We start from the raw sequence: 8,676 nt of genomic DNA, 5'->3' as shown, positions 1-8,676 counted from the left end.
AGTATCAACATACTTACTATAGAACTGCTTTAAAGGAGCATGGTATTATCCAATCCATGTCTCGTAAAGGTAACTGCTATGATAATTGTATTATGGAGACATTCTTTGGAAGATTAAAAAATGAGATGTATTATGGCTATGAGAAAGATTATTCTTCTTTTGAAGAATTCTCAAAAGCAGTTGAAGAATATATAGATTACTATAATAACAAAAGAATTCAGGCAAAAACAAAATGGATGCCACCTGTACAATACAGGGTAGCATCCATGTGTTTAGCCTAGTTCATAAATATGTGTCCAGGATTCTGGGTACATATCAGAAATCCACGATTTTGAATCCTTTTTTTGTAGGGATGAAAAGATTTAGTACGTTATAACTATAGCAATATAGGAGAACGATAATCGACATTATTATAAAATTGAGCTAAAATATACTAAAGTGAGGAAAGGTTTATTAAAATGTCTCAAAATCAGCTAAAAATAATCGCTTTAGTTACAATGGTATTTGATCATATAGGTGCATTCATTCCAAATGCACCTATATGGTTTTGTTATATTGGTAGAATTTCAGCACCTATATTTATGTTTTGTAGTATTCAAGCATATATACATACAAAGGATAAAATGAAATATATTTTTAGATTGGGTGTGGCAGCTGTAGTAATGACAATTGGAAATTCGCTTTTGTATCTATGGTTTAATATAAATAGTATTAGTTGCTATCCTATAGAGAATAATTTTTTCGCGACACTGTATATAGGGACAGTTATTGTTTATATATATGATAAATGTAAAAGCAAGGTAGGTTTTTTTATAATAGTTATTCTTTGGCAAGTGGCTGTAACAGTGGGAACTGATTTACTAGATATTAATGTTTTAAGCAATTTTAAACATTTCAATGGAACAATATATGACTTGTTGAATACAGTACTAGGCGTGATGATACGATGTGAAGGTGGTCCGTTAATTGTACTATTATACTTTTTGATGTATTTGGCTGTAATAAACAAGAACAAAAATATGTTATGGTTAGTTTATTTGGGATTTGTGATGTTATTACAGCTTACCTTACTTAAGTTTTATAATCGACAGGGAATCATATTTTGGAGTTTGTTACCATTTGTGAAATATCAAGGATTGATGATCTTGGCGCTTCCGGTATTCTATTGGTACAACGGTTTAAGAGGAAGTAGAATAAAAGCATTTTATTATATATTTTATCCATTACATATTTGGGTTTTATATAGCATAGGCATTTTTAGTAAGATTTAGTTACTATACTGGGTTAGATATAAAAAAGAAAATGGGCGAAAGACATATCAACTTTAAATGGAGGAAGCTGTTATGATTAAACCAAATAGAGTAATTGTTATAGTTGGAATAGTAATTATACTTATGTTTTTGTTTTGTATCAAAGCGCTGGTAGAAAAAAACTCTGATATAAATAGTGCAGAAGATTTATTTAGCAATGAGTTTGACCAATTGCCAGACGCAATAGTTATTTATGGATTTGACGAGAAGGAATATGAAATAGATAGCGAGGAAGATATAGAAAGTATAGTTAGTATATTGAAGAATTATACATATATTGAGATGGCTGATGATGAAACCGTAGAAGGGTTTTATATGTTGGAATTCAAATATAGTGATGAAACAAAATCTATTGGTGTTAATGATTCATATGTTTCTTATGAAGGAAAACAGTATAAGGTGGCTGATGGTGATTTAAAACAAGTAGTAGATTTAATAGTTACTTATATGGATTAGCAGATATTTAGTATTAAGAGGAGTAATACCATTATGATATTACTCCTCTATTTTATAATATCCTCATATTCAACTCTGATAATTTTAGCAATATCTTCTACTGCAATTTTAACTTGGTGGCCAACCTTGCCAGCTGAAAAATAGATTTCGTCGAAGTTTTTGGCGGAGGCATCGATGACTGTGGTGAAGAATTTCTTCATGCCGATAGGAGAGCAGCCTCCGTGTACATACCCAGTAAGTGGGAGTAAATCCTTCTGTTTAAGCATTTCGATAGATTTCTCAGAGACAGCGCTGGCCGCCTTTTTTAAATCAAGCTCAGCTGCTACAGGAACTACGAATACATAGTGATTGCCAGTTTTGCCTGTTGTCACAAGTGTTTTAAATGCCTGGGCTGGGTTTTCTGAAAGCTTATCAGCTATCTCTTCTCCAGAAAGTCCATCGGCATTCTCAAGGGAAAAATGTTCATAAGGAATTTTCTTCTGATCAAGTAATCTCATTACGTTTGTTTTGTCTTCTTTTTTAGCCATATATATGTAAACTCCTTTTATAAAAACAAAAAAATACAAAAAATATTTTAAATCATAGGAATAAAATTCACAAAATGAAAAAATTTATGAATTATACTCTAGTATGACAGTTATTTCATGTGGTACAGTTAATAATATATCACATATTAGTATGGAGGACACAATAATGGGTGAGGCAAATGAAAACATGAGCATCCAAACAAGACAGATGTTCGAAAAAAACAGACTAGCTAGATATTGTGGAACAATCACAGCCATGGCATTGATATTTTTCAATGTTAGAGCACTGGTTGTGACAGGCATCAATGTGCTGGATATTGTCAGATTGACAGTGGCAGTACTTGATATCATTTTGTTCCAGGTTTGCTTTAGTGCATTTGGGGAGAAGTATCGTTATAAATATTGTGTAACATTATCAATGGTAGCGCTTTTCTTAATGACGATTATCCGTCCTAACGATGAGCACATGTATGTTTTCATGTATGCCATCATCCTTATTGTAATGATATACGGTGAGGCTGGAACAGTTCGAATTGGTGTTATTATTGCAAACTTTGGACTGCTATTATCGGGAATAAATGAAATTTTAAGAGGTAATCTTGAAGTAAGAGAGCTTATCACACAGCTTGTATTCAGTTTGATTGCATGTACAATCGCAGTTATCGTTTGTAAGCAACAGCGCCGCCAGACAACAGAGACTCTTGATACTATTAAAGAGCATGCAGAGGATATAAAAGAGACATCAGAAATAATTGTTGATTTGGCCGAGCAGCTCAATAAGAAATTTGAGGAAGCTAATGAAGTTTCTACAAACCTCAACGATTCTATGAACACAGTTGATGATTCAGTAGCAGAAATCGTTGAAGGTACAAAGAATATTGCAGAGGCTATTGAGAATCAGACAAACAAGACTGCAATTATTCAGGAAAGCATTCAGACAGTTGGTGAGGAAGCTACCACAATCGATGAGGTTTCAAGCCGAGTAGAAGAATCTGTAAATGAAGGTGTTGACCTTATCAACCAGCTTAAGAGCCAGGCTGAAAAGGTTGCAAATATCAATATCGAAACAAGCACAACCACACAGGCTCTTAACGATAGCATTCAGGATATCCAGGGTATCACAGAGACAATCCTTGGTATTTCAAGCCAGACAAACTTGCTCGCTCTTAATGCTTCAATCGAGGCAGCCCGTGCAGGCGAGGCTGGTAAGGGATTTGCAGTAGTTGCTGATGAGATTCGTGCACTTTCAGAAAGCACTCGCGAGGCTACAGAAGAAATCGCAAAGATTATCGAGCGCCTTACATCCGATGCTCGTTCAGCTGCATCTGCAATGTCAAAGTCAGCAGAGTATGCTAACAAGCAGAACGAACTTATTTCTGAGACAGGCACAAAGCTTGATACTATCAAGGAAGGTACTGATGAGCTTCGTAACGGAGTTGTTCAGGTTAAGTCTTCTGTGGATGAAGTTATTTCAGCAAACTCACAGATTATGGACAACATTACAAATCTTTCTGCAACATCAGAAGAGGTTGCAGCAGCTACAGATACAGTTGGATCTGTCAGCGAAAACGCAATGGATGCCCTCCACGATATGAATGATACTCTTGATGTAATCAATCGCATCGCTCGTGAGATGGAAGAGATGGCACTCAAATAAGAAAAGATATTACAGACCAGCTCGTCAGTCAGGGCTGGTCTTTTTTTGCCAGAAAACAGACATTGTTAAAAATTTATTGTTCTTCTGAAAAAAAGATGGTAATATATGGTTGCTACGCTTTACGCAAGGTTTTACTAGGAGGAGACCCGTCGAGGCTTCTACCAAAAGGAGGAACAAATGCAAAGCAGAAATTCTAAGACCTATGAGCTTGTGCTCACAGCGTTATTCACAGCCATTATTGTAGTAATGGCTTCAACACCACTCGGATTTATTCCACTTGTAGTTATTAATGCAACAACACTTCATATTCCAGTTATCATTGGTTCTTTATTCTTAGGACCAAAGAAGGGCGCATTTCTTGGAGGCGTATTCGGACTCAGCAGTTTCATTAAGAGTTCAATCGCACCAGCAGCATCAGCATTCATCTTTTCGCCTGTAGCTGCGTTGACAATGCTTCCACATGATTCAGTTGGAGCAGCACTCTTAATCGTATTCAAGAGTACATTCATCGCTATCGTACCAAGAATTCTTATCGGTGTGGTACCTTACTTCGTATACGTTGGTATCAAGAAGGCAATCAGCTCTGATAAGAAGGCTGTAGTTGGTTCAATTATCAATGCAGTTGTGTCATTCATTCTTGGATTTGGCGTGTTTGCATTCTTTAATAAAATGATTTCAGAAGGCGTACTTGGAATGTCAGTTTCAGTTGCAAGAGTAATCGGTATCGTTGTTGGTATCGCAGCATTCGCTGGTATTGAATACCTTTTCATGAACAAGGATGCAAAGGCTCTTGGCTTTATCACAGCTGGTATTGCAGGCGCAATGACAAACACACTTCTTGTTATGGGAAGCATCTATCTTTTCTATAAGGTTCCATACGCTGAGCTTTTACAGATTGACCCAGATGCTCTTATGGCAGTAATCGCTGGTGTTATCAGCTTCAATGGTGTTATCGAAGCAATCGTTGGTGCCGTAATTGTTTATTTAGTAGGCATCGTACTTGATAAGATTCAGCCAGCAGGTGTATATTCAGATAAGGCAATGAAAATCAAAGCTGTAGCTTCTGATGATTCAGCAAAGCAGGCAGCACTTTAATATAAACAACTAGGGAGAAATAAGCGTAAAGTAGCAATCTAGTTAGTAGTTTTCGGAGGTATTAAAAGGATTATGTTAAAAGGTAAATGTGTAGTCCTTGGAGTAACAGGCTCCATCGCAGCATACAAAATTGCAAGTCTTGCTTCGGCACTTGTAAAATTGGGAGCGGATGTAAATGTCATCATGACAAAGAATGCCACCAATTTCATCAATCCAATTACCTTCGAGACACTTACTTCAAATAAATGTTTAGTAGACACATTCGATAGGAATTTTCAGTTCAACGTTGAACATGTGGCACTTGCCAAGAGAGCCGATATTTTTATGGTGGCACCCGCTAGCGCCAACGTAATTGGCAAGATGGCCCATGGTATAGCAGACGACATGCTTACTACAACAATTCTCGCAGCAAAATGTAAGAAGCTTGTCAGTCCAGCTATGAACACAAACATGTTTGAAAATCAGATCGTTCAGGACAATCTCGAAACACTTCGTAAATACGGATTCGAAATAATCGATCCAGCTAATGGATATTTAGCATGTGGAGATACAGGGGCAGGTAAGATGCCTGAACCAGAAGTACTTCTTCAGTACATCATTCGAGAGCTTGCCCACAATCACGATATGGTTGGCAAAAAGGTGCTTGTTACAGCAGGCCCTACAGAGGAGGCAATCGACCCAGTTCGCTACATCACAAATCACAGCACTGGCAAGATGGGATACGCCATCGCCAAGGCTGCCATGGAGCGCGGCGCCGATGTCACACTTGTGTCTGGTCCAGTTGCAATTGAGCCACCTATGTTTGTAAATGTTGTTCCCGTACGAAGCGCTGCTGAAATGGCTGAGGTAGTTAAAAACGCGGCCGGGGAGTGCGACATTATTATAAAGAGTGCAGCAGTTGCAGATTACAGACCTATCAATGTTGCAACGGAGAAGATAAAGAAAAAAGATGGTGAAGCTAGCTGTATAGAGCTTGAGAGAACGGAAGATATTTTGGCATACCTTGGTGCCCACAGAAAAGAAGGACAGTTTATTTGCGGATTCTCAATGGAGACGGAAAACATGCTTGAGAATTCCAGCGCTAAGCTGAAGAAAAAGAATGTGGACATGATCGTCGCCAACAATCTACGTACATCGGGGGCAGGCTTCGGCACAGACACCAATGTGGTAACTCTTATCACGGCTGATGGTGCCAAAGAGCTTCCAATCATGACAAAAGAAGAAGTGGCACACGCCATTTTTGACGAAATAGTAGGGAGATAATAAAATGGGCAACCCTTAAGCGGGTTGCTCATTTTTTTGGTTGTTTACTTTTACAGGGTAAATTGATAAAGTGAACAGGTGAGAAAATGACAGACATAGAGGAGGCAGAATATGTTAGACAACAAAGGTTTTGATTTATGGGCAGATGGATATGACGAGGCAGTTGGACTATCAGAGGAGAGCAATGTTTATCCATTTGCTGGCTATAAGAATGTGCTGGGCTACATCTATGAAGTGATTATGGAAAAGCCTGGTGCAGCAGTTCTTGATATTGGCTTTGGAACAGCCACACTTACTTCTAAGCTTTATGAGAATGGCTGTGAAGTATATGGTCAGGATTTCTCGGCTCGTATGATTGAGCTTGCCCAGGAGAAGATGCCAGAAGCAAAGCTTTATCAAGGAGATATCACTAAGGGATTAGTGCCAGAGTTACATGAGAAGAAATTTGATTTCATCGTTGGTACTTATTCAATTCACCATCTTAATGATGAGCAGAAGATAGAGTTCATCAAGGAACTCCTTGGCTTGTTAAATGACGGCGGAAAAATCCTATTTGGAGATGTTGCTTTTGATACTCGTGAAAAGCTTGAGCAGTGCAAGGTAGAAGAAGGCCAACGCTGGGATGACGATGAAATCTACTTTGTGTTGGATGAATTGCAGCAGCATTTCCCAGGAATCAAGTACGAACCAAAGAGCTACTGCTCTGGGGTAGTGGTGATTGAGAAGGCATTTTCATAGAAGTAGATTCCATAAATAAGGGGGAGAAAATGTTTGATTTATTTTTCATAGTGCCCGTTGTAATGGTGGCGGGAGTGTGGCTTTACATATTGGTAAATGTGGGAAGCAATAGCAAAAATATATTGAGGGATGATATAGCCTGCGCAGACAGAAACACAGAAGATGCTGCCAAAAGATCACTGCGAGTTGTGAGAATAATGGGTGCAGTCTGGGCTGTAGTGGTTGCAGCAATTGTCATTTATTTTATGAACTCACACTCTCTAATTTTTGAATTTGAGGAGGGTGATCTATTCCTGTTGCTTATGGGGCTTTTCTTTACAGTTCTGGGATTTGCCTTGGGAAGGGTTTTTTCAGTAGGCAAAAATAACCCGCAGTATAAAGATATGAAGTTGGTAGGAAATATTTTTATGATTTCCTTTATGGGGGCAGGAATTATAATGCTGGCGATAGTTGTGGTGAATTGTGTTCAGCTGCCAGCTTAAGTGAAAGTTAAGTTAAAAAACTTGATGCATTTCTAATTCTAATGGACTACAATAATGACAATAGATGTTTTACAAAAGGGAGGACATTTTATGGCATTTTTAATTGTTGTATTAGTCTTAGTTTTGATTGCAGTTGGATTTGGAATCCGCATTGTACCACAGGGATACGTATTTGTCATTGAAAGACTTGGTAAGTATCACAACACATTGGTACCAGGTTTCCATGTAATCATTCCATTCATTGATCGTGTTGCAAAGCGTGTTTCATTAAAGGAACAGGTTGCAGATTTTCCACCACAGGATGTTATCACAAAGGATAACGTTATCATGAAAATCGATACTGTAGTTTACTTCAAGGTACAGGATCCAAAGCTTTACGCTTATGGTGCTGAGCGCCCAATCCTTGCTCTTGAAAATCTTACAGCTACTACTCTTCGTAACTTGGTTGGTGAGTTAGAGCTTGACCAGACACTTACATCTCGTGACAACATCAACTCAAAGATGCGTGTTATCCTTGATGAGGCTACTGATCCTTGGGGTATCAAGGTAGGCCGTGTTGAGCTCAAGAACATCATCCCACCGGAAGAGATTCAGCGTTCAATGGAGAAGCAGATGAAGGCTGAGCGTGATCGTCGTGAGACTCTTCTTGAGGCAGAAGGTCACAAGCAGGCTTCAATCACTCGTGCAGAAGGTGATAAGCAGGCCCTCGTTCTTAAGGCAGAAGCCGAAAGAGATGCTGCTATCGCAAGAGCAACAGGTCAGGCTGAGTCAATCCGTCTTGTATACGAGGCAGAGGCTCGCGGTATTGAAATGCTCAAGGAAGCAAACATGGACGAGAGAGTTCTTCTTATCAAGAAGCTTGAGGCTCTTTCAAAGCTTGGTGATGGCCGTGCTACAAAGATTGTAGTTCCTACAGATCTTGCAGGCGCTGCATCAGATCTTACATTCAAAACAGAGATGCTTGGCTTTGGCAACAACACTCCAGTAGACAAGGCTCCAGCATCAAAGCCAGTTGAAAAGAAGGCTGACCCTTGCTGCAATGACGGTGAGAAGAGTGCAACAACACAGCACTTTGCAACAACACACACAGATTTTGATGGACAGAACTAATCCTATAAATCATAAATAGAATGCAAAAAGCCGCACAG

At 38.7% G+C, this 8,676-nt stretch carries 10 protein-coding genes; 9 read left to right on the top strand and 1 reads right to left on the bottom strand.

Translation table 11 applies throughout. From position 1 onward, the window contains the following. The 3 genes from CRN97_RS07525 to CRN97_RS07515 all read left to right on the top strand — a co-directional run. A partial coding sequence (locus CRN97_RS07525; RefSeq protein WP_143483228.1) for an IS3 family transposase occupies positions 1–281 on the top strand: 281 nt, incomplete at its 5' end. A 177-nt stretch (positions 282–458) separates the two neighbouring features. Beyond that, positions 459–1,271, top strand: coding sequence for a TraX family protein (locus CRN97_RS07520; RefSeq protein ID WP_097076441.1), 813 nt, complete (start codon positions 459–461; stop codon positions 1,269–1,271). 72 nt (positions 1,272–1,343) lie between these two features. Further along, the gene (locus tag CRN97_RS07515; RefSeq protein WP_097076440.1) at positions 1,344–1,766 is read left to right on the top strand and encodes a hypothetical protein; all 423 of its coding nucleotides are present in this window, start codon (positions 1,344–1,346) and stop codon (positions 1,764–1,766) included. Between the two features lie 47 nt (positions 1,767–1,813). On the opposite strand, the gene ybaK is transcribed toward CRN97_RS07515, so the two are convergent. Beyond that, on the bottom strand, positions 1,814–2,293 hold the full coding sequence (gene ybaK / locus CRN97_RS07510; RefSeq protein WP_097076439.1) for a Cys-tRNA(Pro) deacylase: 480 nt from the start codon (positions 2,291–2,293) through the stop codon (positions 1,814–1,816). Positions 2,294–2,396: 103 nt separating this feature from the next. On the opposite strand from ybaK, the gene CRN97_RS07505 reads away from it, so the two are divergent. The 6 genes from CRN97_RS07505 to CRN97_RS07480 all read left to right on the top strand — a co-directional run bounded on the left by CRN97_RS07505 (position 2,397) and on the right by CRN97_RS07480 (position 8,638). After that, a complete protein-coding gene (locus CRN97_RS07505) occupies positions 2,397–3,950 on the top strand; it encodes a methyl-accepting chemotaxis protein (RefSeq protein ID WP_097076438.1) in 1,554 nt (517 codons plus the stop codon). A gap of 177 nt (positions 3,951–4,127) precedes the next feature. Further along, positions 4,128–5,045: an ECF transporter S component gene (locus tag CRN97_RS07500; RefSeq protein ID WP_074789500.1), complete on the top strand. Its 918-nt coding sequence runs from the start codon at positions 4,128–4,130 to the stop codon at positions 5,043–5,045. A gap of 72 nt (positions 5,046–5,117) precedes the next feature. Further along, complete coding sequence (coaBC, locus tag CRN97_RS07495; RefSeq protein WP_097076437.1) at positions 5,118–6,308, top strand: bifunctional phosphopantothenoylcysteine decarboxylase/phosphopantothenate--cysteine ligase CoaBC; 1,191 nt, start codon at positions 5,118–5,120, stop codon at positions 6,306–6,308. 111 nt (positions 6,309–6,419) lie between these two features. Next, complete coding sequence (locus CRN97_RS07490; RefSeq protein ID WP_097076436.1) at positions 6,420–7,046, top strand: class I SAM-dependent methyltransferase; 627 nt, start codon at positions 6,420–6,422, stop codon at positions 7,044–7,046. A 29-nt stretch (positions 7,047–7,075) separates the two neighbouring features. Beyond that, positions 7,076–7,528, top strand: coding sequence for a hypothetical protein (locus tag CRN97_RS07485; protein ID WP_097076435.1), 453 nt, complete (start codon positions 7,076–7,078; stop codon positions 7,526–7,528). A 90-nt stretch (positions 7,529–7,618) separates the two neighbouring features. Next, positions 7,619–8,638, top strand: coding sequence for an SPFH domain-containing protein (locus CRN97_RS07480; RefSeq protein ID WP_097076434.1), 1,020 nt, complete (start codon positions 7,619–7,621; stop codon positions 8,636–8,638). The last annotated feature ends 38 nt before the right edge of the window (positions 8,639–8,676 follow it).

Source organism: Pseudobutyrivibrio ruminis DSM 9787, assembly GCF_900218035.1.
Classification (GTDB): Bacteria; Bacillota; Clostridia; order Lachnospirales; family Lachnospiraceae; genus Pseudobutyrivibrio; species Pseudobutyrivibrio ruminis.
This window is presented reverse-complemented; position numbering and strand designations above follow the sequence as displayed.

Bases quoted from the DNA above. Each gene is read 5' to 3' on its own strand.
- CRN97_RS07520 (WP_097076441.1), top strand. From the start codon at position 459: ATGTCTCAAAATCAGCTAAAAATAATCGCTTTAGTTACAATGGTATTT.
- CRN97_RS07515 (WP_097076440.1), top strand. From the start codon at position 1,344: ATGATTAAACCAAATAGAGTAATTGTTATAGTTGGAATAGTAATTATA.
- ybaK (WP_097076439.1), bottom strand. From the start codon at position 2,293: ATGGCTAAAAAAGAAGACAAAACAAACGTAATGAGATTACTTGATCAG.
- CRN97_RS07505 (WP_097076438.1), top strand. From the start codon at position 2,397: ATGACAGTTATTTCATGTGGTACAGTTAATAATATATCACATATTAGT.
- CRN97_RS07500 (WP_074789500.1), top strand. From the start codon at position 4,128: ATGCAAAGCAGAAATTCTAAGACCTATGAGCTTGTGCTCACAGCGTTA.
- coaBC (WP_097076437.1), top strand. From the start codon at position 5,118: ATGTTAAAAGGTAAATGTGTAGTCCTTGGAGTAACAGGCTCCATCGCA.
- CRN97_RS07490 (WP_097076436.1), top strand. From the start codon at position 6,420: ATGTTAGACAACAAAGGTTTTGATTTATGGGCAGATGGATATGACGAG.
- CRN97_RS07485 (WP_097076435.1), top strand. From the start codon at position 7,076: ATGTTTGATTTATTTTTCATAGTGCCCGTTGTAATGGTGGCGGGAGTG.
- CRN97_RS07480 (WP_097076434.1), top strand. From the start codon at position 7,619: ATGGCATTTTTAATTGTTGTATTAGTCTTAGTTTTGATTGCAGTTGGA.